The 24,978-nt window shown below is 42.8% G+C and carries 36 protein-coding genes; 23 read left to right on the top strand and 13 right to left on the bottom strand.

What is annotated here, in order from left to right:
* Window positions 1–156: 156 nt before the first annotated feature.
* Window positions 157–777 carry a lytic polysaccharide monooxygenase auxiliary activity family 9 protein gene (locus tag AC1RRX_RS10140; protein WP_003154023.1) on the top strand — a complete coding sequence of 207 codons (621 nt, stop codon included), beginning with the start codon at window positions 157–159 and terminating at the stop codon, window positions 775–777.
* Between the two features lie 164 nt (window positions 778–941).
* Here AC1RRX_RS10140 and AC1RRX_RS10135 read toward each other — a convergent pair whose 3' ends face one another.
* Window positions 942–1,040 carry a YjcZ family sporulation protein gene (locus AC1RRX_RS10135; RefSeq protein ID WP_003154022.1) on the bottom strand — a complete coding sequence of 33 codons (99 nt, stop codon included), beginning with the start codon at window positions 1,038–1,040 and terminating at the stop codon, window positions 942–944.
* Window positions 1,041–1,181: 141 nt separating this feature from the next.
* Here AC1RRX_RS10135 and AC1RRX_RS10130 point away from each other — a divergent pair, with 141 nt between their 5' ends.
* On the top strand, window positions 1,182–1,724 hold the full coding sequence (locus AC1RRX_RS10130) for a GNAT family N-acetyltransferase (protein WP_007410340.1): 543 nt from the start codon (window positions 1,182–1,184) through the stop codon (window positions 1,722–1,724).
* 346 nt (window positions 1,725–2,070) lie between these two features.
* Here the strand turns inward: AC1RRX_RS10130 and AC1RRX_RS10125 are convergent, their stop codons facing one another.
* From AC1RRX_RS10125 to AC1RRX_RS10115, 3 genes are all read right to left on the bottom strand, one after another.
* The gene (locus AC1RRX_RS10125; protein ID WP_007410338.1) at window positions 2,071–2,607 is read right to left on the bottom strand and encodes a hypothetical protein; all 537 of its coding nucleotides are present in this window, start codon (window positions 2,605–2,607) and stop codon (window positions 2,071–2,073) included.
* Window positions 2,608–2,892: 285 nt separating this feature from the next.
* Entirely contained in the window at window positions 2,893–3,054 is a 162-nt protein-coding gene (locus AC1RRX_RS10120) for a hypothetical protein (RefSeq protein WP_020955874.1), read from the bottom strand.
* 168 nt (window positions 3,055–3,222) lie between these two features.
* A complete protein-coding gene (locus tag AC1RRX_RS10115) occupies window positions 3,223–5,640 on the bottom strand; it encodes a peptidase G2 autoproteolytic cleavage domain-containing protein (RefSeq protein WP_144464299.1) in 2,418 nt (805 codons plus the stop codon).
* 378 nt (window positions 5,641–6,018) lie between these two features.
* Here AC1RRX_RS10115 and AC1RRX_RS10110 point away from each other — a divergent pair, with 378 nt between their 5' ends.
* The 4 genes from AC1RRX_RS10110 to AC1RRX_RS10095 all read left to right on the top strand — a co-directional run bounded on the left by AC1RRX_RS10110 (window position 6,019) and on the right by AC1RRX_RS10095 (window position 8,756).
* Window positions 6,019–6,453, top strand: a complete 435-nt coding sequence (locus tag AC1RRX_RS10110) for a dUTP diphosphatase (protein WP_003154017.1) — start codon at window positions 6,019–6,021, stop codon at window positions 6,451–6,453.
* 406 nt (window positions 6,454–6,859) lie between these two features.
* On the top strand, window positions 6,860–7,681 hold the full coding sequence (locus AC1RRX_RS10105) for a poly-gamma-glutamate hydrolase family protein (RefSeq protein ID WP_144464297.1): 822 nt from the start codon (window positions 6,860–6,862) through the stop codon (window positions 7,679–7,681).
* 108 nt (window positions 7,682–7,789) lie between these two features.
* Complete coding sequence (locus AC1RRX_RS10100; protein ID WP_007410334.1) at window positions 7,790–7,939, top strand: DUF8570 family protein; 150 nt, start codon at window positions 7,790–7,792, stop codon at window positions 7,937–7,939.
* Window positions 7,926–8,756 (top strand): prohibitin family protein, encoded by an 831-nt coding sequence (locus AC1RRX_RS10095; RefSeq protein ID WP_007410333.1) that lies wholly within the window; start codon window positions 7,926–7,928, stop codon window positions 8,754–8,756. Before AC1RRX_RS10100 ends, AC1RRX_RS10095 begins: the two co-directional genes overlap by 14 nt.
* A gap of 27 nt (window positions 8,757–8,783) precedes the next feature.
* Here the strand turns inward: AC1RRX_RS10095 and AC1RRX_RS10090 are convergent, their stop codons facing one another.
* Complete coding sequence (locus AC1RRX_RS10090; protein ID WP_003154009.1) at window positions 8,784–9,233, bottom strand: YndM family protein; 450 nt, start codon at window positions 9,231–9,233, stop codon at window positions 8,784–8,786.
* A gap of 153 nt (window positions 9,234–9,386) precedes the next feature.
* Between AC1RRX_RS10090 and AC1RRX_RS10085 the strand changes: the two genes are divergently transcribed.
* Window positions 9,387–9,815: a hypothetical protein gene (locus tag AC1RRX_RS10085; RefSeq protein ID WP_003154006.1), complete on the top strand. Its 429-nt coding sequence runs from the start codon at window positions 9,387–9,389 to the stop codon at window positions 9,813–9,815.
* 338 nt (window positions 9,816–10,153) lie between these two features.
* On the opposite strand, the gene lexA is transcribed toward AC1RRX_RS10085, so the two are convergent.
* The gene (gene lexA, locus AC1RRX_RS10080) at window positions 10,154–10,774 is read right to left on the bottom strand and encodes a transcriptional repressor LexA (RefSeq protein ID WP_003154004.1); all 621 of its coding nucleotides are present in this window, start codon (window positions 10,772–10,774) and stop codon (window positions 10,154–10,156) included.
* Between the two features lie 156 nt (window positions 10,775–10,930).
* Here lexA and yneA point away from each other — a divergent pair, with 156 nt between their 5' ends.
* The 6 genes from yneA (at window position 10,931) to AC1RRX_RS10050 (ending at window position 15,282) form a co-directional block, all read left to right on the top strand.
* On the top strand, window positions 10,931–11,242 hold the full coding sequence (gene yneA, locus AC1RRX_RS10075) for a cell division suppressor protein YneA (RefSeq protein ID WP_003154001.1): 312 nt from the start codon (window positions 10,931–10,933) through the stop codon (window positions 11,240–11,242).
* Window positions 11,243–11,257: 15 nt separating this feature from the next.
* Window positions 11,258–11,908: a YneB family resolvase-like protein gene (locus tag AC1RRX_RS10070; RefSeq protein ID WP_003153998.1), complete on the top strand. Its 651-nt coding sequence runs from the start codon at window positions 11,258–11,260 to the stop codon at window positions 11,906–11,908.
* A gap of 68 nt (window positions 11,909–11,976) precedes the next feature.
* Window positions 11,977–12,210: a DUF896 domain-containing protein gene (locus tag AC1RRX_RS10065; RefSeq protein WP_003153997.1), complete on the top strand. Its 234-nt coding sequence runs from the start codon at window positions 11,977–11,979 to the stop codon at window positions 12,208–12,210.
* Window positions 12,211–12,376: 166 nt separating this feature from the next.
* Window positions 12,377–14,380, top strand: a complete 2,004-nt coding sequence (tkt, locus tag AC1RRX_RS10060) for a transketolase (RefSeq protein WP_020955878.1) — start codon at window positions 12,377–12,379, stop codon at window positions 14,378–14,380.
* Window positions 14,381–14,531: 151 nt separating this feature from the next.
* Window positions 14,532–14,978 (top strand): sporulation inhibitor of replication protein SirA, encoded by a 447-nt coding sequence (sirA, locus tag AC1RRX_RS10055; protein ID WP_003153995.1) that lies wholly within the window; start codon window positions 14,532–14,534, stop codon window positions 14,976–14,978.
* Window positions 14,979–15,063: 85 nt separating this feature from the next.
* Complete coding sequence (locus AC1RRX_RS10050; protein WP_003153994.1) at window positions 15,064–15,282, top strand: YneF family protein; 219 nt, start codon at window positions 15,064–15,066, stop codon at window positions 15,280–15,282.
* Window positions 15,283–15,355: 73 nt separating this feature from the next.
* On the opposite strand, the gene AC1RRX_RS10045 is transcribed toward AC1RRX_RS10050, so the two are convergent.
* Window positions 15,356–15,529 (bottom strand): aspartyl-phosphate phosphatase Spo0E family protein, encoded by a 174-nt coding sequence (locus tag AC1RRX_RS10045; RefSeq protein ID WP_012117647.1) that lies wholly within the window; start codon window positions 15,527–15,529, stop codon window positions 15,356–15,358.
* 201 nt (window positions 15,530–15,730) lie between these two features.
* On the opposite strand from AC1RRX_RS10045, the gene AC1RRX_RS10040 reads away from it, so the two are divergent.
* From AC1RRX_RS10040 to AC1RRX_RS10030, 3 genes are all read left to right on the top strand, one after another.
* A complete protein-coding gene (locus AC1RRX_RS10040) occupies window positions 15,731–16,438 on the top strand; it encodes a cytochrome c biogenesis protein CcdA (RefSeq protein ID WP_088056486.1) in 708 nt (235 codons plus the stop codon).
* A gap of 84 nt (window positions 16,439–16,522) precedes the next feature.
* Window positions 16,523–16,885, top strand: a complete 363-nt coding sequence (locus AC1RRX_RS10035; protein ID WP_033574804.1) for a response regulator — start codon at window positions 16,523–16,525, stop codon at window positions 16,883–16,885.
* Window positions 16,886–16,964: 79 nt separating this feature from the next.
* Window positions 16,965–17,456, top strand: a complete 492-nt coding sequence (locus AC1RRX_RS10030; RefSeq protein ID WP_007611735.1) for a CcdC family protein — start codon at window positions 16,965–16,967, stop codon at window positions 17,454–17,456.
* Between the two features lie 27 nt (window positions 17,457–17,483).
* Here AC1RRX_RS10030 and AC1RRX_RS10025 read toward each other — a convergent pair whose 3' ends face one another.
* The 4 genes from AC1RRX_RS10025 to sspO all read right to left on the bottom strand — a co-directional run bounded on the left by AC1RRX_RS10025 (window position 17,484) and on the right by sspO (window position 18,934).
* On the bottom strand, window positions 17,484–17,912 hold the full coding sequence (locus AC1RRX_RS10025) for a DUF2621 domain-containing protein (protein ID WP_007410325.1): 429 nt from the start codon (window positions 17,910–17,912) through the stop codon (window positions 17,484–17,486).
* A gap of 234 nt (window positions 17,913–18,146) precedes the next feature.
* The gene (locus AC1RRX_RS10020; RefSeq protein ID WP_015239929.1) at window positions 18,147–18,518 is read right to left on the bottom strand and encodes an Hsp20/alpha crystallin family protein; all 372 of its coding nucleotides are present in this window, start codon (window positions 18,516–18,518) and stop codon (window positions 18,147–18,149) included.
* Window positions 18,519–18,611: 93 nt separating this feature from the next.
* Complete coding sequence (locus tag AC1RRX_RS10015) at window positions 18,612–18,758, bottom strand: small acid-soluble spore protein P (protein WP_003153984.1); 147 nt, start codon at window positions 18,756–18,758, stop codon at window positions 18,612–18,614.
* Window positions 18,759–18,787: 29 nt separating this feature from the next.
* Window positions 18,788–18,934, bottom strand: coding sequence for a small acid-soluble spore protein SspO (gene sspO / locus AC1RRX_RS10010; RefSeq protein WP_003153982.1), 147 nt, complete (start codon window positions 18,932–18,934; stop codon window positions 18,788–18,790).
* Between the two features lie 231 nt (window positions 18,935–19,165).
* Between sspO and acnA the strand changes: the two genes are divergently transcribed.
* The 7 genes from acnA to AC1RRX_RS09975 all read left to right on the top strand — a co-directional run bounded on the left by acnA (window position 19,166) and on the right by AC1RRX_RS09975 (window position 23,962).
* The gene (gene acnA, locus AC1RRX_RS10005) at window positions 19,166–21,892 is read left to right on the top strand and encodes an aconitate hydratase AcnA (RefSeq protein ID WP_017417878.1); all 2,727 of its coding nucleotides are present in this window, start codon (window positions 19,166–19,168) and stop codon (window positions 21,890–21,892) included.
* A 61-nt stretch (window positions 21,893–21,953) separates the two neighbouring features.
* Window positions 21,954–22,463 carry a TlpA family protein disulfide reductase gene (locus AC1RRX_RS10000; RefSeq protein WP_060674238.1) on the top strand — a complete coding sequence of 170 codons (510 nt, stop codon included), beginning with the start codon at window positions 21,954–21,956 and terminating at the stop codon, window positions 22,461–22,463.
* A 78-nt stretch (window positions 22,464–22,541) separates the two neighbouring features.
* Window positions 22,542–22,667, top strand: a complete 126-nt coding sequence (locus AC1RRX_RS09995) for an FbpB family small basic protein (protein WP_012117651.1) — start codon at window positions 22,542–22,544, stop codon at window positions 22,665–22,667.
* 63 nt (window positions 22,668–22,730) lie between these two features.
* Window positions 22,731–22,877, top strand: a complete 147-nt coding sequence (locus AC1RRX_RS09990; RefSeq protein WP_003153977.1) for an acid-soluble spore protein N — start codon at window positions 22,731–22,733, stop codon at window positions 22,875–22,877.
* A 24-nt stretch (window positions 22,878–22,901) separates the two neighbouring features.
* The gene (tlp, locus tag AC1RRX_RS09985) at window positions 22,902–23,144 is read left to right on the top strand and encodes a small acid-soluble spore protein Tlp (RefSeq protein ID WP_003153975.1); all 243 of its coding nucleotides are present in this window, start codon (window positions 22,902–22,904) and stop codon (window positions 23,142–23,144) included.
* An 86-nt stretch (window positions 23,145–23,230) separates the two neighbouring features.
* Window positions 23,231–23,647 (top strand): YbgC/FadM family acyl-CoA thioesterase, encoded by a 417-nt coding sequence (locus AC1RRX_RS09980; protein WP_003153973.1) that lies wholly within the window; start codon window positions 23,231–23,233, stop codon window positions 23,645–23,647.
* A 15-nt stretch (window positions 23,648–23,662) separates the two neighbouring features.
* The gene (locus AC1RRX_RS09975) at window positions 23,663–23,962 is read left to right on the top strand and encodes a hypothetical protein (RefSeq protein WP_007410319.1); all 300 of its coding nucleotides are present in this window, start codon (window positions 23,663–23,665) and stop codon (window positions 23,960–23,962) included.
* A gap of 33 nt (window positions 23,963–23,995) precedes the next feature.
* Here AC1RRX_RS09975 and AC1RRX_RS09970 read toward each other — a convergent pair whose 3' ends face one another.
* The gene (locus tag AC1RRX_RS09970; RefSeq protein WP_007410318.1) at window positions 23,996–24,283 is read right to left on the bottom strand and encodes a HesB/YadR/YfhF family protein; all 288 of its coding nucleotides are present in this window, start codon (window positions 24,281–24,283) and stop codon (window positions 23,996–23,998) included.
* An 88-nt stretch (window positions 24,284–24,371) separates the two neighbouring features.
* Window positions 24,372–24,953 (bottom strand): glycerol-3-phosphate 1-O-acyltransferase PlsY, encoded by a 582-nt coding sequence (plsY, locus tag AC1RRX_RS09965; protein ID WP_007410317.1) that lies wholly within the window; start codon window positions 24,951–24,953, stop codon window positions 24,372–24,374.
* Between the last annotated feature and the right edge of the window lie 25 nt (window positions 24,954–24,978).

Raw genomic sequence — 24,978 nt, 5'->3', positions numbered from 1 at the left:
CGGCCCGGCTTTTTCTTTATGATTATAAAAAACAAAGGGAAAAGCGCCAACCTCATTGCTTTTTCCTATCAAGAAAAGGAAGGTCATTTCATCCTCCATCGTGAAGTGTATATACCGAAAGGTTTTTATTAATAAAAGAGGGAGGATGATGCAGTAATGAAGGGTTTAGTCAAAGCTGCGGTTTTAACTGTTACTCTTGGTATTGGAGGCGCTTTTTATTCAAGTGATGCATCTGCGCACGGGTATATAAAAGAGCCCGTCAGCAGAGCGTACATGGGAGCATTAGAGAAACAAACATTGGGCTGGACGGCCGCTGCGCAGAAATATGGCTCCGTCATTGATAATCCTCAGTCTGTAGAAGGGCCGAAAGGATTTCCGGCCGCAGGTCCGCCTGATGGAAGAATTGCGTCTGCAAATGGGGGATCTGGACAAATTGACTTCGGTTTAGACAAGCAGACTGCAGATTATTGGGTAAAACAAAACATCCGCGGCGGTTTTAACACCTTTACTTGGTACTACACGGCCCCTCATGCGACATCAAAGTGGCACTATTATATCACCAAGAAAAACTGGAATCCGAATAAACCTTTGTCAAGAGATGAATTCGAATTAATCGGAACGGTAAACCACGACGGTTCCAAGGCAGATACGAATCTGACTCATAAGATTTTTGTGCCGACTGATCGAAGCGGGTATCATGTCATTTTAGGGGTATGGGACGTTGCGGATACTTCCAATGCCTTCTATAACGTCATCGATGTAAATCTTACACAATAATCTATGAATTATTGATCGGCTGCATGTTGATACATCGGCCGATCTTTTTAGTTTTAATGTGTGAATGAAAAGGGGAAAAACAGCAGAGCGCCATAAACATTTCATTTATGGCGCCGTACGATCATGGAGGTGCTGCTGACATGGATGCGGAGGTAAGAGGATTCTTAATAACCGCCGAGGAAAGAAGCCCCAACGATGATTAATAAAATGAATAGCACCACGATTAACGCAAAGGAGCTACCATAACCACCTGAGAATCCCATATAATCTCACCTCCTAAAGAGGATTAATACATATTATGCCGAAATGAAAAGTTTGATAGGGATGCTAGTTTACTTTTTGAAAAAAGTTTCTTTAGTCTGCATATATTTTCTTCTCACATTTCTTTTAAAGGGGGATCGTAAATGCTTCCTGTAATAGAAACGGACAGACTTATTCTTAGAGAAGTTGAAAAGAAAGATGCAAAGCAAATATTTGCTTGTTTTTCAAATGCAAATGTAACACGCTATTATGGTTTGGAACCTTTTGATTCAATGGAACAGGCTGAAAAAATGATTGGCTGGTTTAAAGATCAATATCATGATAAAAAGGGAATGCGATGGGGAATCGAGAGAAAAGATGCGAAGGGAATAATCATCGGAACTATTGGTTTTAACTCTTGGGTGCCCAAGCATAAGCGGGCGGAGGTCGGTTATGAGATTCATCCGAATTATTGGAGGAATGGCTATGCTTTTGAAGCGTTGGAGAATGTTCTTTCTTTTGGGTTTGAAAAGCTTGGGCTGCACCGTATAGGCGCTGTTGTTTTCATTGAGAATGCAGCGTCTCATCAATTACTGATAAAGGCGGGGTTTCAATCTGAAGGAATTTTGAGAAGATATATGTATCAAAACGGACTGCCCCATGATACACGTGTATATTCTATACTGAATGAGATCGTTAACGAATAAATTGAAAATTCGTCGTTTTGTCAGGTGTTCTGTGGTTTAAAAAGCCGGTGAAGACTTATTGCAGAACTTTAAAATTGATTCGAAGCCATAAAGCATTTTTTTGCTGTGCTTTCTGCAGACGGAGTTTGATTGTAAGAAACGATTCCGATAATCACTAACAAGATGATGAACACCAATATAGTCCACAACACTATTTTTAAAGACTTTGACATAGTATACCCTCACTTTGAAAGACTTTACCGGGGCTGCGATCGGAGCCCGCACTTCAAGTATAGTCGTTATAACGGTGAAAAATGTGCAGTTCAGTTAAAAAAACTTGCGGGCGCTGCCGCAAGTTTTCTCCGTATTAAGGTCTGTGGAATTCAATATGCTGATTATCACGATCGAACCACCCTCTGAATGCCCAATTGATCCAGCCCCCGTCTCCTTTGTTATCGAAGGACCCGTCTTCGAAGACCCAGATTCCGTAAGTAATACCGTCATAAACGGCTGATCCGTAAAATTGAACGCCGTTAAACCGGTCTTCATATTCTTGATTTAAATTGAACACCATGACGTTGTACTTCTGTCCTGATGCGTAAAATGTTGTTTCCATGACATTTTTTACCCAGCCGGTTCGGTTTTGATCTGACTTAACCGCTTCAGCAATGCGATCTGAGATTCCGAGAACATCTACGTTTACGTTCAGCCCGGCATCAACACCTGCTGCTTTTACGTTTTGGTCTGCTGTTTGAGATAATTTACTTTCTAACGGATTTGCAACGGGTGAAACGTGAGGCGCGTTTGCGTGTTCAGACTGACTGGCTGCTGAGGCACTGGCTGTGAAAGGAATTGTTAGAGATAAAGCTAAGCATGATCCGACTATCGTTCTGGCGATTTTCATGGCTATGACCTCCTGAGGAAATTTTTAAAAATTGTTGCAAATTCATGGTATCGCAGAAAAATTGACCAAGCAAAGAGTAGATTTTCTCAAAAGTCATGTCATTCTATTTGTGTTGTTTTCTGTAAATGAAATACTTTTAATTAGGCGAAAAGGGAAGAAAATAATAGAGTCTTTTTATGTATTGTGATAGGATGACCGGATTTTGGGTGAAAATAGCCCGGAGAAACGCCATAATAAGAAAAACACCCGGAGTTTACCGGGTGTAAAAAGTGTTGATATGTCAAGTTAGCAGCATTTTTTACATTTTTTGCATTTTCTTTTATAAACAACGATGTAATCATAATCAAGATGCTTTTTATCTTGTTTCTTCTTTTTTTGTTTAGGCTGCTTTGGGTGGTGATCATAATGTCCGTTCATATCCATGTCCATATCCATACCCATATCCATACTCATATTCCTCCTTTTTTCATCTGACGGTAGTATTCTATGACAGAAAGCATGGATGGCTTGGACAAATGAAACGGTATGCTGAAAAAGAGGCATCTCATTCGGTATAAAAAACAGGATCATACCCGCCCGATAGAAAAGAGAGGAGATGATCCTGATATTGAGACCCTATTTGATAACCGCAATTGCAATGCCGTACCCTTTTTCAGAACTGTATAAGGCCGTCAGTTTCAATACCTTCCAGCCTTCCGCGGCTTTAGTCCCGATTCCGTTATGAGCCGTGATATAATCTCCCGGGCTGACCGTACTGTCGACCCGTACGTAATGCCGGCCGTTGAGTCCGACAATGTGCCATTCGTCTCTGGCCGCGCGTGCTTCATAGTCAGCTTCAAGAGCCGGACTGCAGTCTGGGTTTTGTTTCGGCACGCGTACCGTTTCTCCTGTTTCCTCGTCAGTCACATTTTCGTATATGAAACCGCCGAACTCGTTTGTCAAAAAGCGGCTTTGCCATCCGAAGCTTGCGGCTCCTGAGATAAAAGCGGCTGTTTCTGAAATGACGCCGAGCATGTAATCTCCGACGTGAGCCGATTCAATTTTTTCGCCTTTCACTGTGACGATCGTCCCGGCGGGAATTGTCTGGCCGGTTACACTTTCAAAATATTCTCCGTACCCTGACAGGGAAGAGGTGACAGCTCCGGCGAACGTACCGTGGCCGCCCGCTGAATCCAATTTCCATTTGATGGACTGATGCCCTCCGGCAACCGTGTATGGTTCTTCCAATGTAATGCTTTCTGATGACAGAATTGTTCTGGAGACTTTGCTGCCCGTAATATGGACATTGTTAGAAGCGGCGATAAATGCCCTTGAACCTTCAGAACTTGAACCTCCGGAAGAGCTGATGATCGCATTTCTGTCACCTCTGGCCGTAATATCGCCTGTTCCCGCAATAACGGCGCTTGTCGGGTTGAATGCAAAACCGGAGCTGGTCGCGAGCTGTGCGCCTCCCTTTAAATTGACGGGGATCTGCTCATAAGTCTGTCCTTTTATAGATGCGGCCGCGCTGTAACCTTCCGCTTGCACCCCGAGAATGACGGCCTGACTGTTAGGGGACGTAATTCCGACGGAACCGCCGTCTCCGATCATCGTACCGTTCATAATATTTACGTTATATTGGCCTCCGCCGATTGAGATGCCTTTAGGAGATGACTTGTATATATCAAAATTTAAAATTTTAACATAATCGGTTTTATTTGATCCGCCGGATATATTGATGTCAACACCTGCTTGTGTAAAGCCGCGTATTTTAATGCCGTTGATCGTGATATTTTGACTGCGGTATTGAAGAGCCACGACTGGATTCCCGCCATAGTCGTATGAGGGATCACCAATAGCTGTGAATCCGTTTACATTAACGTTTTTATAGGCAGAGATGACCAGCGCCCTCGGGGTCACACCGTCATAGAGAGCATTGAATACCGGTTCAATCGCGGTGCAATCGGTTAAAGTAACATCATAAGCCGTCGTGCTTTCGGGGTCTGAGGCCTGATGATGGCCGATATGACGAATATCAAATGAACGTACATCACGATACGAAACATGACCGATAATATGAACATTTTGAGAAGCCGGCCACAGGCTGTGCGCCTTTACCTCAATCCCGCGGATATTTCCGCTCGTATAGTTATTTAAAAGCCATACATGTTTAGAGCCGTCGTCAATTTCAATGCCGTTCGAGTTTGCGCTGCCCTCAGCATGCTCTGTGCCGCGGGGGTTTCCGGAATGGCAGTTGGAAATGAAAATATACTCGCTGTAATGGGTGGTAATGCCGTCGTCTCCGGCGCCGTATGCCACACAGTTATCAATCCATATATATCGGCAGCCGTCTTTCGTCCATTCTGTTTCAGGCAAATGATCGTAAGTCGGAGATGTAATATCAATACCATGGAGACCCGCGTTAACCGTTTCAACATTCTTAATCCAGCCGTATTGCACATTAGCAAACGTTAAACAGCTGGAAAACTGTCCTCCGGGGTTCCTGACCCCGCATTGACGATCAGGATTCCAGTCTAAAGTCATGTTTTCCACAAAAATATTACGGTTTCCATTTTCGTAATCATCGTTAGTAATGACCCATTCGAATGCGGGAGTGTCCTCATGAAGCTTAAGCACGGTAATCCCTTGTCCCTCACCGGAAATGGTAGTCCATGAGGGGAGTTTTATCCCTTGAACCAAAAATTCTCCTGCGGGAATATTTACTTTGACCCGGCCGTTCCCGATCGCTCTCCGAAAAGCTTCCGTATTGTCCCGGCCGTCAGGGACCGCTCCGTAGTCCTCCACATTCACTTCCCGGGTGATTTTATTCATAAGCATTTCGTATTCGGTATCAAGCCGTTCTTTTAAAAGTGAGGTGACCATTCCTTCCGCCGTCACCCGGGCATCTGCGATCTCAAGATTATCATCCGTTGCGGAATGCTTAATAAAATTCTGCATCCTTGCTTTGAGATGCTCCAATTCAGAGGGCTGTGCAGGGCGAGACTGCAATGGGGCGTTTAAAGACGGATCAGGAAAGTTTTTAAATTGAACCATTCTAAAGACACCTCTTTCTTTTGATATAAGCGCCTGAGGCAGGGGACAGAAAAGAGTCGTGCGCCCTTTAAGCGCTTATTCTTCAAATTCTTTATTCAGAACGAAATTCCTTTTGAAACCAAGGTGAAATTTTAAAAAAGCTCTGTTGAAAGAACGGATATAAAGCTTTGTATTATTGTAATTGAAGCTGTCATGTGAAAATGGAGGAAAAACTGATAGGAGGGGCCCTCATTTTAGGTTTATTCTCATTGGCTTCGCAGTGCTTCCTCTTCGGCTGCATATACACCAAAATCAACATTTTTATCAGTTAAATGGTATAATGGGGCACGGATTGGTCATCAATACGACTAAAATAGGGAAGCAAAAGGAGCAGCGAAAATGACTTTACAAATCAAAATTAAATATTCAGATGATACGCAAACGAGAATCAGTAAAATTGAACAGGGCGATTGGATTGATTTGCGGGCAGCTGAAGATATAACAATCAAAAAAGGTGAATTCAAACTTATCCCGCTTGGAGTTGCGATGGAACTGCCGGAAGGATATGAGGCCCATGTCGTTCCGCGTTCAAGTACATATAAGCATTTCGGTATCATTCAGACAAATTCAATGGGAGTCATTGATGAATCTTATAAAGGCGACAATGACTTCTGGTTTTTTCCTGCATTCGCGCTTCGGGATACCGACATTTCCAAGGGGGAGCGGATCTGCCAATTCAGAATCATGAAGAAAATGCCTGAAGTGGAGCTGATCGAAGTAGACAAGCTCGGGAACAATGACCGCGGCGGACTGGGATCAACAGGTACGAAATAAAACGAAAAAAGACTGCTTAACAGCAGTCTTTTTTTTATGGAAACAGCAGTTACATTCAATTTGTTTCGGGGATTCTTGAATTGGGAAATCATACGTCACGTTCGAATTTGACATCGAAATAACCGGCCGCTCCGTAACCGTCTATGCCGGAGCAAATATTTGAGCCGGACGCCAGCCCAGCTCAGCATATTGATAAAATGATTTCCCTGCAGTCCTCACTCTCCTCCAAAACTGGAGAAGGGTTTCATTTTTATCATTTAAGCCTTCCGTCTCTTTGAACAGAAAGACTTTTTTAGGTTAAAGGATAGAAGTTGTTTTGATGTTTTTATTCTTCAAGATGAACGGAGGTTTTGTCCAACGTATATAATATTGTGACAAAAGTGTAAACAAAAGAAAGGATGATGTTATGGCAAAAAGGGTTAGAAGAATAGACCGTAAAGCAGCTGGCAAAGAGGCAGAGCAGAAGAAACCGTCCAAAGTCACCCTGTTCTGCCGTTCGCTTCAAAGGCTGAAGCATTTGTATTGTAACATAAACATACAAATGCCATCAATAACCAAAAAAGGAATTTTCGTTTTAATTTTACCGTTTTTGCTTCTGCCGTTCTTTCGGGCTGATGCCGCTTCAGATATTTACGGCAGTTTCGAGGAATTAAAGCTGAATGAAGATCCTTCCGATTTTTCCATTTCAACGCGAGAGCATGACCCTTCTGTCCTCATATTAGCTATACACGGCGGAGGCATAGAGCCGGGGACCAGTGAGTTAGCCAGAGAAATTGCCGAAAACCGGAGTTTATATTTATTTGAAGGGTTAAAATCAGCCGGTAATGCGGCTCTGCATTTGACAAGTTCGCATTTCGATGAACCTAAGGCCGTGCAAATGGTGAAAGAGCACTCTCATGTCATTTCATTGCACGGTTACGGCAGTGACGATAAAAAGATAAAAATCGGCGGTACAGACAGAGAACGGGCCGAACTTTTGACCGATGTGCTGAAACGGCACGGGTATCCTGCCGTTCTTCTTGGCATAAATGATAAATATGCAGGCGTCAGTCCGAACAACCTTGCCAATCAATCTTCATCCGGATTGAGTATTCAAATCGAAATGAGCACCGGCTTCAGAAAATCACTATTTGACACTTTTGCGCTGAAAAGCAGAGCATCCACACAAAACGGGACCTTTTACCAATTCACAAAAACGATTTCTGATTTTATCAGTGACAAATATTAATAAGCACGCCTATTTTGTCGGCGGGGCTTTTTCTTTTGAAATTTATGAAACTTTAAGTTCTTAAGATCGTATACATAATTGACAGGATGAAAGAAAAGAGGTGGGCAAATGAAAGTGATGATCGGGTCTATCATTCTTCTTGTCATCATCGGATTCGGTTTATGGCTGATGCTTAGTCCAATCTTTAAACAAGTGGGAAGCGGAGCCAAAAAATTCAAAAAGTCATGGGAGGAAGAAGATCAGCATGAGCGAAAATAAGCGCGGAAACACAAAAAAAATTATCGGCGGTGTGATTATAGGTGCAGCCCTTTTAATTGCGGGCGTTACAGCGTCACTATTCATTGAAAAAATACCGAACGGTTATGTCGGGGTTGTATACTCACCGAATGGCGGGGTAAAATCCGACACATTGGACCAAGGCTGGCACTTAGTCGGATTATTTAATAAAGTAACGGAATATCCGGTGCGTATGCAGACAGTGAATAATGAAAATATAAAAGTGGCAACCTCAGACGGTAAAAATATAGAAATGGATATCGCTTACAACTATGTCGTGCAGCCTGATAAAGTAGTCGATCTGTTTAACAAATTCGGAGCGGTAGACGTTGAAACGATTGAAAATACATATTTAAAAACAAGGCTGTGGGATGCGGCGCGAAAATCAATCAGCAAATACTCGGTTATTGACACATACGGGCAAAAATCTGCAGAAGCCGCTGCCGATGTTCAAAAGAGATTTGCTGATGATATGAAGAGTCTTGGATTTTTAATTGATGATCTGACGCTTGGCGTACCGAAGCCGGATAAAGCCACACAGGAAGCTATCGATGCAAGGGTGAAGTCTTCACAGGAACTTGAACGGACACAAACTGAAATTAAAATAGCCGAAGCCGAAGCGAAAAAGAAAAAAATTGAAGCGGAAGGGATCGCTGATTATAACGAAATCATAAAGAAATCAATGTCCGATGAAATGATCAAATATAAATGGATTGAAAAATGGGACGGAAAAACGCCGAAAGCGACAGGCACAGACTCACTGCTGCAGCTGCCGCTGGACGATCAGAAGCAAAAATAAAAAGAGAAGGAGGCGATTGCCTCCTTTTTATGTTTTTTCCTGAGGGTCTTTTTCCGGCACTAATTCTTCAGACGCCTCGGTTTGATAGCTCCATAGCGTGCTATCCGTCTCTGTTGTGTCCTGATAATCTTCGGGAAGTACATATTGCTGCAAATACCGGTGAAAAAATGCCTCAAAAACAGAAATGCAAAGTGCAGAGATAACCGATGCCGCGGCAGGCGAGACATTAAATCCGCCAATGTTCATAAGGAATATCCATAATATAATGAATGAAATCCCGAAATCAGCTGCAACGGCTGTGAAATTGCTTGTTCTCGGCAGAATCATGCAATCACCCGCAAAATAAGTGATTAAACTTAAGATCACTGTAATAAACAGAACGTTTAAAAAGGTTACTTGGTACATAAGATCCAGAACAATGTACAGTAAAGCAAGTGTGAGCGCCGTTTTAGAAGCGAAAGCAATTACGTGTTTCATTTGAACCACCTTCGTTATTTCGTTTAGTCTTCATTGTAAGCAATCCGCAAATTTTTAAACTGGTATATAGTGGTTATAAAGCATACGTTTTAATAAAATGTGAATAGACATCACAGGATTCACAAGTTAAAATATGTAAAAAGGGGGATGCAAATGAAAAAATACTGGATATGTATTGCTGTTTTTTTATTATGTTTTAGCGGAATACACTCAGCTAAAGCGGCTACCACTGAATTCGGATCAAAAACAAGCTTCACTTTGGAGGGAAATGCAAAAGAGTTTCATATTGAAAATCCGGGGGCTGTAGCTGCCGACGATTACTTTTTAGGATATAAGTTCACCATAATGAACAACTCTTCGTGCGGTTTAAGCATGAAACTCCAGCGGATGGCGCTGAACGGGAATTTTTATACATTAAGTTCTAAAAACTACAGCGGCAGCTGGTTAAACCTCAGTGCCCAGGATAAAAAATCAATTGATCCGTATCACAAATACAGAATTCTGGTTGAAAGTTCTTCAAACGTCTGTGGCCCCGTCTATATTAAAGGGTTTTACGGTGTAGAATATTATCATTTTGATTGAAAATAGATACTCGCTAAAGGCAGCGGGTTTTTTTATATTTAAATATAAATTATTGTACTATGTACTAAATATTCATATATAAATTTTAATGCACCCGCCCAAAGAAAACATAAACAAAAGTAAATTCATCACGCACAAATATACAAAGTTGAAAAATGAATGAAAAGTTTCTCGAGGGAAACATTATTAGTTGACTTCAAAAGTGTGATGTCGGATAATAAGAATGTAAGTTTTTCCTCCTTAGCAGATTCGTTTCTTAAGCCAGGGCGAATCTGCTTTTTTTATGCAAAAAAACCCCTCTGTAAGGGGTTTTTTACGATAAATGAAGTTTAATAGAATTAATGTACGGCTCTGAATACGCCGATAACTTTCCCCAAAATGCTTACGTTTTGCAGGATAATCGGCTCCATCGTCGGATTTTCCGGCTGCAGCCGCACATAATTGTCTTCTTTATAGAAGCGCTTGACCGTCGCTTCATCATCTTCGGTCATAGCTACGACGATTTCTCCGTTATTGGCCGTGTTCTGCTGTTTGACAATGACGTAATCTTTGTCAAAAATGCCGGCGTCGATCATACTTTCTCCCATGATTTCTAACATAAAGACATGTTCGCCCGGAGGAACCATCCGGTCAGGAAGCGGAAAATACTCGTCGATATTTTCAACAGCCGTAATCGGAATACCCGCCGTCACTTTCCCGATGACCGGAACGTTTACGACCTGGCTTTTCGGAATGTGGACTTCTTCTTCATCCAATACCTCAATCGCCCTCGGTTTAGTAGGGTCCCGTCTGATCAGGCCTTTTGTCTCCAGCCGCGCCAAATGGCCGTGCACGGTTGAACTGGAAGCCAGTCCTACTGCTTCTCCTATCTCTCTTACAGAAGGCGGATATCCTTTCGTTTTTACCTCTTCTTTAATAAAACGCAGGATATCAAGCTGCCTTTTTGATAGCTTCGTCATATTTCGCACCTCAAAACGTCGATTTTAAGTAGATTATAGCATGATTTTCCTGACAGTACAAACATAGGTTCGAAAAAAACGATTGACAGAAACGTTTGTTCGTATATACTGAAAGGTATAAAAAGCGAACAAACATTCTTATCGGAGGTTGTTTACATGGCGAAAGAATCTATTATATTTGTCGGGCTGTTTACTGCGATTTTAAGTGCCGCTATTTTACTTGTCTCATGTGCGGGAAATGATCAGTCCCTCAGCCAATATGTTAAAATAAAGGTTCAGGACGGCGATACACTCTGGTCACTTGCGGATCATGTAGCAGAAAAGAAACACATTAATAAAGAAGATTTCATTGAGTGGGTGACGGAGAATAATCATCTCCAAACTGCTGATATAAAGCCCGGAGACGAACTTATTCTTCCGGTTAAGAAAAAGCATCCGGCCGTATATCAGCTGGCCATTGTCAATTAGAGAGGAAAGAGAGAAATGAAGGCGCTCATTTATGCCCGCGTAAGCACAAACAAAGAACAGCAGCAAACATCATTAAAAAGACAGGAAGAGGAGCTCAGTGAGATAGCTGCTGCAAACGGCATGGAAGTCGTGAAAGTCATTTCTGAGAAAGCCAGCGGTTACGAAATGGACCGCGACGGAGTATTTGAAATGCTTGATGAAATTAAAAAATCACATATTGACGCGATATTGGTGCAGGACGAAACGAGATTGGGAAGAGGAAACGCCAAGATTGCGCTTTTGCATTGCATTTACAGGGAGAACGTAAAAATATATACGACGGCTCATAAAGGTGAACTGGAGCTTTCCGAAGCTGATTCGATGGTACTCGAAATCGTCAGTATTGTTGAGGAATATCAAAGGAAAATTCACAATATGAAAATCCGGCGGGGAATGAAAAGAGCCGTGAAAAACGGCTACAAACCTGAACGGAATCTGAAAAACAGACATGAAAACAGCGGAAAAGAAAAAAAAGAGGTTCCGGTTTCGGAAATTATCAGGCTGAGAGCCAACAAGCTTACCTTTGCAGAAATCGCAGCGACCTTAAGGGGATTCGGCTACGATGTGTCCAAAGCCACGGTTCACCGGCGGTTTCAGGAATATACCGCAGACACAGAAGGCAGCTGACGCGCATCAGTTGTAAAAAAGACTGCGTTTTAGTAGTATATAATCAACACGCACCAAAGGAGCTTATTATGATTTCTAAAGAAAAAATCGCAAGAATTAACGAATTGGCTCAAAAAGCTAAATCAAACACGATAACGGATGAGGAAAAAGCTGAACAGCAAAAGCTTCGCCAGGAGTATTTGAAAGGATTCCGCTCCTCAATGAAAAATACGTTAAAGAGCGTAAAAGTGATTGATCCGGAAGGCAACGATGTCACCCCTGAAAAATTAAAAAGAGAACAACAGAAAAATAATCTTCATTAAACAGAAAGAATACGGCAATACGTATTCTTTTTTCGTATATACTAATATCAGGATGTGCTTTACGACAATTTTCAACAAGTTTATCTCAAATTTAAGCTGAAAGAGTTGAGAAAAAGTCAGCATCGCTTTATGATGAAAAGGTACAACAATAAGGAAGGGGATTATAATGGATACAATTGAAAAGAAATCAGTTGCCACCATTCGTACACTATCTATAGACGCAATTGAAAAAGCGAATTCCGGACATCCGGGCATGCCGATGGGAGCCGCTCCGATGGCATATACGCTGTGGACGAAATTTATGAATGTAAACCCGCAGAATCCGGGCTGGTTTAACCGCGACCGCTTTGTTTTATCAGCAGGCCACGGTTCAATGCTTTTATACAGCATGCTGCATTTAAGCGGATATGACCTCAGCATTGAAGACTTGAAACAGTTCCGTCAATGGGGAAGCAAAACACCGGGACATCCGGAGTTCGGGCATACAGCCGGAGTAGACGCTACGACCGGGCCGCTTGGACAGGGTATTGCAATGGCAGTGGGAATGGCAATTGCAGAACGCCATCTGGCTGAGACATATAACCGTGATTCATTCAACGTAGTTGATCATTATACATACAGTATTTGCGGAGACGGCGATTTAATGGAAGGCATTTCTTCCGAAGCCGCTTCTCTTGCAGGCCATCTTGAATTAGGCCGCCTGATCGTATTATACGATTCTAATGACATTTCCTTAGACGGCGATTTAGACCGTTCTTTCTCTGAAAATGTAAAGCAGCGTTTTGAAGCAATGAACTGGGAAGTTCTTTATGTTGAGGACGGAAACAACATCGCTGAATTGACGGCTGCAATTGAAAAAGCGCGCCAGAATGATAAAAAACCGACATTGATCGAAGTGAAAACCACGATCGGTTTCGGTTCTCCAAACCGCGCGGGCACATCCGGCGTTCACGGCGCTCCGTTAGGACAAGAAGAGAGCAAGCTGACAAAAGAAGCGTATGCTTGGACGTTTGAAGAAGATTTTTATGTTCCGGAAGAAGTATACGGGCATTTCAATCAAGCTGTAAAAGAAGCCGGCTCGAAAAAAGAACAGGAATGGAATGAACTGTTCGCGGCTTATAAAGAAAAATATCCTGAGCTTGCTGAACAGCTGTCACTCGGAATGAAAGGCGAGCTTCCTAAAGACTGGGATCAGGAAGTTCCCGTTTATGAAAAAGGCAGCAGCCTTGCTTCCCGCGCATCTTCAGGTGAGGTGCTGAACGGGATCGCTAAGAAAATTCCTTTCTTTGTCGGGGGATCTGCTGACCTTGCGGGTTCAAATAAAACGACAATCAAAAATGGTGGAGACTTCACGGCCAAAGACTACGCCGGGAAAAACTTCTGGTTCGGTGTCCGTGAATTTGCGATGGGCGCTGCATTAAACGGAATGGCGCTTCACGGCGGCCTCCGCGTATTCGGCGGCACATTCTTTGTATTCTCTGATTATTTAAGACCTGCCATTCGTCTGGCGTCATTGATGGGACTCCCTGTCACTTATGTATTCACGCATGACAGTATTGCCGTAGGAGAGGACGGGCCGACTCACGAACCGATTGAGCAGCTTGCTTCTTTACGCGCACTTCCTAACCTATCTGTAATCAGACCTGCTGACGGAAATGAAACCGCAGCTGCATGGAAGGTTGCCGTTCAAAGCCAAGATCATCCGACAGCTCTTGTATTGACACGCCAAAACCTGCCGACGATTGATCAGCAGGCTGAAGAAGCGTATGCGGGCGTGGAAAAAGGGGCTTATATCGTTTCCAAAGCCCAAACGGAATCACCTGCCGCTCTTCTTTTAGCGACAGGTTCTGAAGTCGGACTTGCGATCGAAGCTCAAGCGAAACTGGCTGAAGAAAACATTCACGTATCTGTAGTCAGCATGCCGAGCTGGGACCGCTTTGAAAAACAATCGGCAGAGTACAAAAACAGCGTGCTTCCTCCGAATGTGACGAAACGTCTTGCGATCGAAATGGGTTCAAGCTTCGGATGGGGTAAATTTACCGGTCTTGAAGGAGACGTGCTCACAATTGACCGTTTCGGTGCTTCAGCTCCGGGAGAAACAATTATGAAAGAATACGGGTTTACTGCAGAAAACGTGGTTGACCGCGTGAAAAAACTTTTAAACAAATAACGAGACAAAAGAGGATGAGTCAAATCATCCTCTTTTTCCTGTTTATGCGACAAAAATAGAAGGGGCGGCGTAACAGTAATAGACAATTCTTTCTTTTCTCCTTTTGTATAATAGAAAACAATAACGAAGCGCTGTAAAAGGGGATGAGGAAATGGAACGTCATTACTATACGCACCTGATAAAGGATGAGTTTGCGAACCACTACTTCGGGCGGGAAACGGCTATGTTTGAGTTGTTTCGAGACTATCATTGGACAGACCTGACACCCCAGGAATATCAAATGACAGAAAAGCAAGTTCAATATATAACGGAACCGATTCCGGTGATACATATGCATCAGCGTCTCCAGCTGCATTTAAACCGAATGAGTTACAGCCGTTTGGATTCCATTTACCGGCTTACACTGCCCGGAGAAAAGGGCCGCGCCACCTTCATGATGAAAGACAGTTTAATTGAGATTGCGGCTTCGGGAGATTATGAGGCGGAAACGATTTTCTTTGAGATTCTGCGTAAAATCAGCCCCTGTTTTCTTGCAATGGATTTCAAGACACGGCGCTACGGGTGGTTAAATCCGGTCAGAGAAAGAAATTTTGTCTAAAAACGAGGAAAAAGAGATGTAAATGTTGTATAATAGCCTTTGGTTTAGTACACTTTAAACTAGACAACATGAAGGAGGAAATAAAATGACTTTATGGGTTGGCATCCTAGTGGGCGTTGTCGCATTGCTCATAGGTGTTGCACTCGGGTTTTTTATTGCTCGTAAATATATGATGAGCTATTTGAAAAAGAATCCGCCTATTAATGAACAAATGTTACGCATGATGATGATGCAAATGGGAATGAAACCTTCTCAAAAGAAAATTAATCAAATGATGAAAGCCATGAATAATCAAGCGAAATAACACGTACAGATTATGATATAGATATACATGGTTATAAAAATAAAAAACCCGGAGAGGGTTTTTTATTTTGGCGTCATGTTTCACCCCAACTGCCGGTGTGCAGTTCTTTTTGATATTGTATGAGAAGGTGGTCAAGCTCCTGGCTGAGTTCTATCGTAATGTTTGATGTCATTCCGTTTGTCATGACGATTTTAAGCAGCTCTGCCCGTTTTTTTTCAATTTCATTTAATAGATGCTCTCTAATCACAGGGATATATCCTTTCATACATAAATCTTTCACCTGAGTCGCTATTATTATATCCACATTTATACTGTTTTTCAAATAAGAAGGAGTATAATATCTCGATGTCAAATTAAATTATATAAGCTTTTTCTATAAAAAGTAATCCTTCTCGGGAAAATGTTAAAAAAATGAAATGATTTTGTCATAACTCGAAGGGAGTGTGTCATCGTGAGTTTTAATTACTTTCTGACGTTTGGGGCCGGATTTTTGTCTTTCATTTCTCCATGCTGTCTGCCGTTGTACCCCGCCTTTTTATCTTACATAACTGGTGTCAGTATGGACGAGGTGAAAACAGAAAAGGTGATGCTGCAAAAGCGCGGCCTCGTGCATACACTTTGTTTTTTGCTTGGTTTCTCCGTGATTTTTATCGCATTGGGATATGGAACTTCGTTTATCGGCAGTTTTTTTACCCAATATCATGAAGCGATCCGCCAGTTTGGCGCTATCATGCTGATCCTTTTCGGGCTGATTACTGCCGGTGTGTTTCAGCCGAAATTCATGATGAAAGAGCGGCGCATTCACTTTAAGCGCCGTCCGGAGGGGTTTATCGGTTCGGTTCTGATCGGTCTTGCGTTTGCAGCCGGCTGGTCGCCGTGCAGCGGGCCTATTTTAGGAGCCGTGTTTTCGCTGGCCAATACAAATCCTTCTTCAGCAGTGCCGTATATGTTTTTATATGTTCTCGGATTTGCGATTCCTTTTCTTGTTCTTTCATTTTTTATTACCAGAATGAATTGGATTCGCAAGCATCAGCTGCTTATCATGAAAATCGGCGGCATTCTTATGATTCTGATCGGAGTTATGCTGTTTTTTAACTGGATGAGCTACATTCTGATCGTTCTGTCAAATCTTTTCGGAGGATTTACCGGTCTGTAACGGATTAATAACTTTTGAACTATTATATACCCTTTTGTTTTTGGTACAATAAGACTAGTTAATGTTAAATATGTGGAGGGGAATATGACACGAGTTTTAGTTGTAGATGACGCCAAGTTCATGAGGGTGAAAATCAGAGAGATTCTGGAATCGGCGAATTACACAGTTGCCGGGGAAGCGGCTGACGGTGAGGAAGCCCTGTCAGTATATCAAAAAATCCGTCCCGACCTGGTGACAATGGATATTACCATGCCGGTCAAAAACGGTATACAGGCCCTGCAGGATATTTTAGCTTTTGACCCGAAAGCCCGGATCATCATGTGCACCGCCATGCGGCAGCAGCGGATCGTTCTGGAAGCGATTGAATTAGGCGCTAAAGACTTTATCGTTAAACCGTTTGAAGCATCTAAAGTGCTGGAGGCCGTAGGCCGGGTAACGGGAACGTAAACGTGTTCTCTTTTCAAATTGGTTTTTTTTATGTTTTTGGAGTATAGTATATAGTATCAAACTCCGTGCAAGCAAAGGAATGATAAAGATGATGATTATAATTTCATCCGTTATTGCAGCGGCCATGGCAATTTCCGTGATGATCGTCAGGATTAAATCCTCCGACAAGCCCGCTTCACCTAAAAAAATAATTCTCCCGCCGATTTTCATGAGTACGGGAGCGCTTATGTTCCTTTTTCCGATTTTCAGAGTGACGGGCGAAGAATTTTTGGAGGCCATTACGCTGGGCGTGATCTTCTCTATTTTTCTGATTAAAACATCTAAATTTGAGATTAAAAATAATGAAATCTATTTAAAACGGTCAAAAGCGTTTGTGTTTATCCTGATTGGTCTCTTGGTTATCAGAATCGCTATGAAATCCATTTTGAGCACGACGATTGATTACGGAGCTTTAAGCGGAATGTTTTGGATTCTGGCTTTCGGAATGATTGTCCCGTGGCGCATCGCGATGTTTTTGTCTTACCGCAAACTTTCGAATGAACTGAAGACCGCTGATATTCAGATGAATTAAAACCTTTCCGTGCGCCGGAAAGGTTTTTTATTTGAGCAGGGCTTGATAAGGAGTAAGATCAATCTGTTTTTCACGGAGATGCTTTTTTAAAAATTGATGATCACGCTTAGGAGTGGCCAGTATGTAACCCCTGATGATTAAATCACGGTTTATTTGTTCAGCTTCCTCCGCTAAGGAAAGTTCACCGATTTTTCCGGCGATTTTCGCTTTGGCTACATCCCGAAAGAGCTCCGGCACGGGGGCGACCAATTCATCCAAAAACGCCTTGTCACCCTCATTCCATAAGTGCCTGCTTTTTTCAATATAATAGTCCTGCCAATCCAGTTCTGACCGGCCGTCTTCTTTCGGTAAGCGTTTTAAAAATTTTCGAAACATAAAAAACCCGCCGATAGACAGCAATCCGATCATCACGATGACCCAAAATAAAATAAACCACATAAACCAGCCTTCCAGCATTGTTCTATCTCCTCCTTACTTTAACCATATTGTAAACGAAGACAGAATAGAAGAACACATGAAAAAAAGAATAGAAAAAATGATAGATGTCCAGTCATTCCGGTTGCTAGAACATATTCTATCGTATAGTGATTCTGCTATTTGGCCATGGGAGATTCACTTTGAGGGTATATGACTGATATGACCGGACAAAAAAGCCGCTTCCATTGAGGGATGAAAGCGGCTTTTTTTATGTTATAGAGGAAATTGAAAGGAAAATGAGGCAGGAGTCTCATTTGGCTCCTTGTTCATGGAGACGGTCAGAATATGGTTGGTGAAATCAGTGAAAATATGTTTGTCATTCAGATAAAAAGGAAGCACCATTTGTTTGTTTAACGTCCGTTCAAGCGTTTTAACAGAGAGCATAAATTCATTCCCCGAAAGAGTGACGGTTATCGCTTGCACCTGCTTCAGCATCGTCAGGTCGGCTTCAATGATATATTGACGGCTTGTTTCATATAGATCGATCGGCAGCGTCTCGTCATACCAAGCATACGGGTCCTCGTAAAACTGCCGCAGCCATTCTTCCGTATCATCAAATTCTTCAGCGTTTTTTGAGTGATTCATGGAAGCATCCCTCCATATTAAAAAGCCTTGCTATAACGTATGCAGAAGCTTTGAATGGGTGAATGGCACAAAAAAACAGACACGGGGTCTGTTTTACATATCGTGGCTTGTATTATGTTTTTGTCTTGTATGGTTGCGGTTTTTCACTTTTTTGCTTCCGCTCAGCGGTTCCGGCTGGCCGGGGTTATGGCCCTTCGGAGCATTTTTATGCATATCTTTACTCGTATTTTTATTTGTCATGTTAAAGCCTCCTTTTTAAGGTGTTCCGGCTATTGGTTTGTTTTTCTTTTTTTATTGTTCTGCCGTTCTTCTTCCGTCAGGACGAGCTGGTCATTTTCTATATAACCCGCGCCTTTGCCTTGGCTTTTCGCATCATTCATGCCGTTAATGACATGATTGGCTTTCCGTTTTACCATGATCATCACCTCAACATTAATATGGCTCTTTACAGCCCGTTGTATGAGGCGGAAAATCGGACAAAATTTACCGAAAATCATGCTGATAAGACGATCTTATTGTATTTAATAAAAACATTGATATTTACTTATGTATGATTTTATACTAAGATGAAATTGTGAGAAAATTGTGATGGAATGTGAACATTCATCTAAAGAACGATCTTGATCATTGAAGGGGGATTTTGGAGAATGACAAATCAGCAAAAAGTCGCAACACAAGACGTTTTCCAAGCAAGAAAAACATTTTCTTCAAATGGGAAAACATACAACTACTATTCATTAAAAGCATTGGAAGACGCAGGGGTCGGCAATGTTTCAAAACTTCCTTATTCTATTAAGGTTCTTTTGGAATCCGTTTTGCGTCAGGTAGACGGACGCGTCATTACAAAAGAACATGTTGAAAATTTAGCAAGATGGGGTACTGCTGAATTAAAAGATATCGATGTGCCGTTTAAACCGTCACGGGTTATTCTACAGGACTTTACAGGCGTTCCGGCCGTAGTTGACCTGGCATCTTTAAGAAAAGCCATGGCCTCTGTCGGCGGAGACCCTGATAAAATCAATCCTGAAATTCCGGTTGACCTGGTCATTGACCACTCCGTACAAGTCGACAAAGCCGGTACGGAAGACGCGTTAGCCATTAATATGGACTTAGAATTCGAAAGAAATGCAGAACGTTATAAATTTTTAAGCTGGGCAAAGAAAGCGTTTAACAATTATCAGGCCGTTCCGCCTGCAACAGGTATCGTTCACCAGGTAAACCTTGAGTTTTTGGCAAGTGTCGTTCATACGAAAGAGGAAGACGGAGAACTTGTGACATATCCTGATACATTGGTGGGAACAGATTCCCATACAACAATGATTAACGGAATCGGCGTCCTCGGCTGGGGTGTCGGCGGTATTGAGGCGGAAGCGGGAATGCTCGGCCAGCCTTCATATTTCCCTGTTCCTGAGGTCATCGGCGCGAAACTTGTCGGAAAATTGCCTAACGGAACGACGGCGACTGACTTGGCGCTGAAAGTCACTCAAGTGCTGCGCGAAAAAGGCGTAGTCAATAAATTTGTTGAATTCTTCGGTCCTGGTGTTGCTGAGCTTCCGCTTGCGGATCGTGCGACTATTGCCAATATGGCGCCGGAATACGGAGCGACTTGCGGATTCTTCCCGGTTGACGAGGAAGCACTTTCTTACCTGCGTCTGACCGGCCGTGAAGAAGAGCAGATCGATATTGTGGAAGCATACTGCCGCAACAACGGTTTATTCTATACGCCTGACGCGGAAGAGCCGATTTTTACAGACGTTGTGGAAATTGATCTGTCAAAAATCGAAGCGAACCTTTCAGGACCGAAACGTCCGCAGGATTTAATCCCGCTTTCCGTTATGCAGGAAACGTTTAAAAAACATCTTGTCAGCCCGGCCGGCAACCAAGGATTCGGAGCGGATGCTGCTGAAGAGAACAAAGAAATTTCATTTAAACTTAACAGCGGTGAAGATGCGGTTATGAAAACAGGGGCGATTGCAATCGCCGCTATTACAAGCTGTACGAATACATCAAACCCTTATGTATTAATCGGTGCCGGATTGGTAGCCAAAAAAGCGGTAGAATTAGGCTTGAAAGTGCCGAATTATGTTAAAACATCACTTGCACCGGGGTCTAAGGTTGTTACTGGATACTTAGTCAACTCGGGCCTGCTTCCTTACATGAAGGAGCTCGGCTTTAACCTCGTAGGGTATGGCTGTACGACATGTATCGGGAACTCCGGCCCGCTTTCTCCAGAGATTGAAGAAGCGGTTGCTAAAAATGATCTCTTGATCACTTCTGTCTTGTCGGGTAACAGAAACTTTGAAGGCCGGATCCATCCGCTTGTCAAAGGAAACTACCTTGCGTCACCTCCGCTTGTTGTCGCATACGCGTTAGCAGGCACTGTGAATATCAACCTGAAAACGGATCCGATCGGTGTCGGAAATGACGGACAAAATGTTTATTTCGATGACATCTGGCCGTCCATGGATGAAATCAATTCTCTCGTCAAACAGACTGTTACGCCGGAATTATTCCGCAAAGAGTATGAAACGGTATTTGACGACAACCAGCGCTGGAACGAAATCGAAACGACGGATGAAGCGCTGTACAAGTGGGATCAGGATTCCACTTACATTCAAAACCCGCCGTTCTTTGAGGAAATGTCTGTAGAGCCGGGAAAAGTTGAGCCTTTAAGAGGACTTCGCGTTGTCGGCAAATTCGGCGATTCCGTGACGACTGACCACATTTCTCCGGCCGGAGCGATCGGAAAAGACACACCGGCGGGCAAATACCTGCAGGAAAAAGGCGTTTCTCCTCGTGACTTTAACTCTTACGGCTCACGCCGCGGAAACCATGAAGTCATGATGAGAGGAACATTCGCCAATATCCGCATTAAAAACCAAATCGCACCGGGTACAGAAGGCGGATACACAACACATTGGCCTACCGGGAAAGTGACATCTATTTATGATGCCTGCATGCGGTATAAAGAAGATAAAACGGGTCTTGTCGTCCTGGCCGGAAAAGATTACGGAATGGGCTCTTCACGTGACTGGGCTGCAAAAGGAACAAACCTGCTCGGCATCAGAACAGTCATTGCCGAAAGCTTTGAAAGAATTCACAGAAGCAACCTCGTCTTCATGGGTGTGCTGCCGCTCCAGTTTAAACAGGGTGAAAACGCGGATACACTCGGCTTAACCGGTAAGGAAGTCATCGAGGTGGATGTTGATGAATCTGTACGTCCGCGCGACTTGCTGACTGTCAGAGCAATCAGTGAAGACGGTACGGTAAAAACATTTGAAGTTGTTGTCCGTTTTGACAGTGAAGTGGAAATTGATTACTATCGCCACGGCGGCATTTTACAAATGGTGCTTCGCGATAAAATGAAACAGTAGCAGAATGAACAAAGGAGAGAAAGCAGTCTGCTTTCTCTCTTTTTATGCGGGAGGCCTTGAGATGCTTGCGAAATGGCTGGGCGGAATGTTACTTATCGGGTTGTTAGTGTATGCGGGCTGGAACATTTATTCTGTACAAAAAAGTCCGAAAGAAGGGACAGAAGAAGGGATGAAAGCCCCTGACTTTACACTTGATACATTGTCAGGAAAAAGTATCTCCCTTTCTGATTATAAAGGAAAAAAAGTGCTCCTCAATTTCTGGGCGACGTGGTGCAAGCCGTGCCGAATGGAAATGCCCGATATGCAGGAGCTGCAGAAAGAATATCCTGATATTGCGGTAGCAGCCGTTAATTTTACATCCTCTGAAAAAAATATAAAGGCTGTGAAATCATTTGCTGATCATTATCAGCTGACATTTCCTATTCTGATTGACAAAAGCGGAATTAACGGAGATTTCAACGTGCTTTCTTATCCGACAACATACATATTAGACGAAAAAGGAACCATTCAGCACATTCGCGTAGGCACGATGACAAAAAAAGAAATGAAAGAAAAACTGGATCTCAAATAGAGGTTCAGTTTTTTTATTGTGAAGGGCTTAGGTTTTGAAAAATTGGAAAAAATGAATGAAAACACGGAGGTGAGAAGATTGAAAAAAATGCGAAAACGTTCTTTTCATGAATTGGTTATGGAAAATAAACGTGAGCTGATGACCAATACGGAATATTTGAATCAGCTTGAAGAAAAGCTGGAGCAGCGGTTCAAACAAAAATAACCTTTAATTTGCAGTCATGTTTGCACCTCCTTTTGCAAAATATACTCTTAAGGAGGGATGAACATGGGCATAAACAAGAAAGACGGCCAGCCGCAATACGCTCCGAGCCACTTAGGGACAAAACCCGTTAAATATAAACGCAACAAAGGGGAAAAGTTTCATGACAAGTCAAACGGACATCCGATTGTCATGCAGACGAAAGGCGAATAACATCAACAAAGGAGAGCAGACATTATGACAAACAATGATCAAAAACCAAATCCGGATGACCGTTCCGATAACGTTGAAAAGCTGCAGGATATGGTCCAGAATACAATTGAAAATATAGAAGAAGCCAAAGAATCAATGGAATTTGCGACAGATGAGGAAAAACAGCGCATTCAAGAGAAGAATGCCAGACGCAATGAAAGCATTGAATCGTTCCGCAGTGAAATCCAGGATGAATCGGCTGCAAGAGAAAACGGCTATCAATCATAATAAAAACCAGGGAAACCTGGTTTTTTTCTCTTTCCGGCTCGTTGTGATAAAATGGGGCTAATCTGATAATAAGGGAGCAGAGAACGTTGCATGTGTCAAAAAAAGAAATAGAAGTGCGTTATGCGGAAACAGATCAAATGGGCATCGTCTATCATGCCAATTACTTAGTCTGGATGGAGGTCGGCAGAACGGCGCTGATTAAGGAACTCGGATTCCTTTACAAGGATATGGAAGACAGAGGAGTGCTGTCCCCTGTATTGGATATCAGCATTTCTTATAAAAAGCCGCTCCGCTACGGAGAAACGGCTGTCGTACATACTTGGATTGAAGAATATAACGGATTTAAAACCGTTTACGGCTACCACATCTATAATCCGGATCAAGAACTTGCCATCAAAGCGACATCCTCTCATATATGCGTTGATAAAGAGAGCTTCAAACCGATTCAGTTTCGCAAGGCTTTTCCTGATTGGCATGCCGCTTACGAAAAGGCAAAAAAATAAGGAGCGGCTGCAGTTATGGCATTTGGAATTACGCGTAAGGAACTGGAAAGATGGAAGCGGGATGTATCGGAAGGGAAAATCGCTTTTTTAACGCATTACTGGCTGGACGACCGCTTTCCGGAGGCTAAGACCGTGACGAAGGCCGGTTCAAGCGATCTCAATAAACTGATCAGATGGGGAGCGGAGTACGGGCTGAAGCCGGAGTGGATTCACCATAAAAATGAATTTCCCCACTTTGACCTGCTCGGTGATACGCAAAGAAGCATATTAGAAAAAGAACATCTGACTGATCATCTCAAAAGGTTCAGGCTGTAAAAAAAAGAACGCATCCGCTGCGTTCTTTTTTTCTTACACGTAATCAAATACCGGCTCTTCTGCCTGATCTGAATATGTGACTGACAAATCGTGATTATCAAAGTACCATAAGTCGCTTTCTTCAATAAAAAAGGTAATGCCTTCAACTTCCGTGCTGGTGCCGATGTTCATCGGCCGGTCTTTTAAAATGCCGAGAGAAAAGCCTTTCTGAACGTTGCTGCATCCCCCGTAACGGACAAAGAAACGGACATGGTCGCCTGTTTCCAGATCGAGCTCTTCTTTGTACCAATCCAGCGCGCCTTTCGTTACTTTCATGTTCATCCGGAACACTCCCTTTTTGTTTCTCATATAAAGAAATTATCTCTATTATAAACGCATATGGCATTTTGATGTCAAAATTGAAGTTTCATCAAAACCATTTGATCTTCGGTTCTGTTTTGTTTATAATCCGTTTGATGTTTGCCCTGTGTCTGTAGATAACAAACGCGGTCAAGAGCGTCACTACGACTAATAAATAAGGGTCTTTTACAAACAGACAGTAAATAATCGTATAAATCCCTGTTAACATTGAAGACAGAGAAACAAATTTCGTAAGGAATAAAAATACGAAAAATACTGCAACCATCGTAACGAATAACAGCGGAGCATAAAACAGCAGGACGCCCCCTGATGTGGCTACGGCTTTGCCTCCCTTAAACTTTGCGAACACGGGGAATACATGGCCGATTACTGCTGCCACCCCTGCGAGAAGAGGATGAATGGGGACGTGCAGTAAATATGGGAGCGCCGCGGCCAAGGTGCCTTTTAAAATATCGGCTGCGATGACAACAGATCCCGCTTTAACGCCAAGCGTGCGAAAAGCATTTGTAGCGCCCAAATTGCCGCTTCCGTGTTCTCTAATATCGATCCCTTTCGCAAGTTTGCCTACGATTAAACCTGACGGGATGCTGCCTATTACATAGGCCAAAATAATCAATAAAGCAATCAACATCTACATTTCTCCTTTTCAATGTCCC

This window comes from Bacillus sp. GW821-FHT11D08 (genome assembly GCF_058808515.1).
This window is presented reverse-complemented; position numbering and strand designations above follow the sequence as displayed.

Coding starts and splice junctions, on each gene's coding strand:
- AC1RRX_RS10140 (WP_003154023.1), top strand. CDS start 157: ATGAAGGGTTTAGTCAAAGCTGCGGTTTTAACTGTTACTCTTGGTATT.
- AC1RRX_RS10135 (WP_003154022.1), bottom strand. CDS start 1,040: ATGGGATTCTCAGGTGGTTATGGTAGCTCCTTTGCGTTAATCGTGGTG.
- AC1RRX_RS10130 (WP_007410340.1), top strand. CDS start 1,182: ATGCTTCCTGTAATAGAAACGGACAGACTTATTCTTAGAGAAGTTGAA.
- AC1RRX_RS10125 (WP_007410338.1), bottom strand. CDS start 2,607: ATGAAAATCGCCAGAACGATAGTCGGATCATGCTTAGCTTTATCTCTA.
- AC1RRX_RS10120 (WP_020955874.1), bottom strand. CDS start 3,054: ATGGATATGGGTATGGATATGGACATGGATATGAACGGACATTATGAT.
- AC1RRX_RS10115 (WP_144464299.1), bottom strand. CDS start 5,640: ATGGTTCAATTTAAAAACTTTCCTGATCCGTCTTTAAACGCCCCATTG.
- AC1RRX_RS10110 (WP_003154017.1), top strand. CDS start 6,019: ATGACTTTACAAATCAAAATTAAATATTCAGATGATACGCAAACGAGA.
- AC1RRX_RS10105 (WP_144464297.1), top strand. CDS start 6,860: ATGGCAAAAAGGGTTAGAAGAATAGACCGTAAAGCAGCTGGCAAAGAG.
- AC1RRX_RS10100 (WP_007410334.1), top strand. CDS start 7,790: ATGAAAGTGATGATCGGGTCTATCATTCTTCTTGTCATCATCGGATTC.
- AC1RRX_RS10095 (WP_007410333.1), top strand. CDS start 7,926: ATGAGCGAAAATAAGCGCGGAAACACAAAAAAAATTATCGGCGGTGTG.
- AC1RRX_RS10090 (WP_003154009.1), bottom strand. CDS start 9,233: ATGAAACACGTAATTGCTTTCGCTTCTAAAACGGCGCTCACACTTGCT.
- AC1RRX_RS10085 (WP_003154006.1), top strand. CDS start 9,387: ATGAAAAAATACTGGATATGTATTGCTGTTTTTTTATTATGTTTTAGC.
- lexA (WP_003154004.1), bottom strand. CDS start 10,774: ATGACGAAGCTATCAAAAAGGCAGCTTGATATCCTGCGTTTTATTAAA.
- yneA (WP_003154001.1), top strand. CDS start 10,931: ATGGCGAAAGAATCTATTATATTTGTCGGGCTGTTTACTGCGATTTTA.
- AC1RRX_RS10070 (WP_003153998.1), top strand. CDS start 11,258: ATGAAGGCGCTCATTTATGCCCGCGTAAGCACAAACAAAGAACAGCAG.
- AC1RRX_RS10065 (WP_003153997.1), top strand. CDS start 11,977: ATGATTTCTAAAGAAAAAATCGCAAGAATTAACGAATTGGCTCAAAAA.
- tkt (WP_020955878.1), top strand. CDS start 12,377: ATGGATACAATTGAAAAGAAATCAGTTGCCACCATTCGTACACTATCT.
- sirA (WP_003153995.1), top strand. CDS start 14,532: ATGGAACGTCATTACTATACGCACCTGATAAAGGATGAGTTTGCGAAC.
- AC1RRX_RS10050 (WP_003153994.1), top strand. CDS start 15,064: ATGACTTTATGGGTTGGCATCCTAGTGGGCGTTGTCGCATTGCTCATA.
- AC1RRX_RS10035 (WP_033574804.1), top strand. CDS start 16,523: ATGACACGAGTTTTAGTTGTAGATGACGCCAAGTTCATGAGGGTGAAA.
- AC1RRX_RS10030 (WP_007611735.1), top strand. CDS start 16,965: ATGATAAAGATGATGATTATAATTTCATCCGTTATTGCAGCGGCCATG.
- AC1RRX_RS10025 (WP_007410325.1), bottom strand. CDS start 17,912: ATGCTGGAAGGCTGGTTTATGTGGTTTATTTTATTTTGGGTCATCGTG.
- AC1RRX_RS10020 (WP_015239929.1), bottom strand. CDS start 18,518: ATGAATCACTCAAAAAACGCTGAAGAATTTGATGATACGGAAGAATGG.
- AC1RRX_RS10015 (WP_003153984.1), bottom strand. CDS start 18,758: ATGACAAATAAAAATACGAGTAAAGATATGCATAAAAATGCTCCGAAG.
- sspO (WP_003153982.1), bottom strand. CDS start 18,934: ATGGTAAAACGGAAAGCCAATCATGTCATTAACGGCATGAATGATGCG.
- acnA (WP_017417878.1), top strand. CDS start 19,166: ATGACAAATCAGCAAAAAGTCGCAACACAAGACGTTTTCCAAGCAAGA.
- AC1RRX_RS10000 (WP_060674238.1), top strand. CDS start 21,954: ATGCTTGCGAAATGGCTGGGCGGAATGTTACTTATCGGGTTGTTAGTG.
- AC1RRX_RS09990 (WP_003153977.1), top strand. CDS start 22,731: ATGGGCATAAACAAGAAAGACGGCCAGCCGCAATACGCTCCGAGCCAC.
- tlp (WP_003153975.1), top strand. CDS start 22,902: ATGACAAACAATGATCAAAAACCAAATCCGGATGACCGTTCCGATAAC.
- AC1RRX_RS09975 (WP_007410319.1), top strand. CDS start 23,663: ATGGCATTTGGAATTACGCGTAAGGAACTGGAAAGATGGAAGCGGGAT.
- AC1RRX_RS09970 (WP_007410318.1), bottom strand. CDS start 24,283: ATGAACATGAAAGTAACGAAAGGCGCGCTGGATTGGTACAAAGAAGAG.
- plsY (WP_007410317.1), bottom strand. CDS start 24,953: ATGTTGATTGCTTTATTGATTATTTTGGCCTATGTAATAGGCAGCATC.